This is a genomic window from Erwinia sp. PME.40.26/001 (genome assembly GCF_055556675.1).
In genome coordinates this window covers 1-236 of record NZ_JBVHNP010000430.1, presented here as the reverse complement: position 1 = coordinate 236, position 236 = coordinate 1, and the positions used below count along the sequence as shown (strand labels likewise).

Below are 236 nucleotides of genomic sequence, written 5' to 3'. Positions count from 1 at the left end.
TCTTCGGTAATCGCCGCAGCTTCGATGACGGCGATGTCGATGCGCGAGGGCGTGCCGCTGCGCAATTGTTCGGCCGTCTCGGAAAGGTGCTGGTCGATGAACATGACCTCGCCTGCATTGATCTTCTTGCGCAGTGTGGGGTCGACCTGGAACGGCAGGCGTCGCGCCAGCAGGCCGGCCTCGGCCATGAGGCCATCGCTGCCATTGCCCAGCGAGGCCCCGGTGATGACGGTGAA

The 236-nt window shown here is 64.4% G+C and carries 1 protein-coding gene; it reads right to left on the bottom strand.

What is annotated here, in order from left to right:
• A partial coding sequence (locus tag ACZ3HG_RS24845; RefSeq protein WP_465335210.1) for a sugar phosphate isomerase family occupies positions 1–236 on the bottom strand: 236 nt, incomplete at both ends.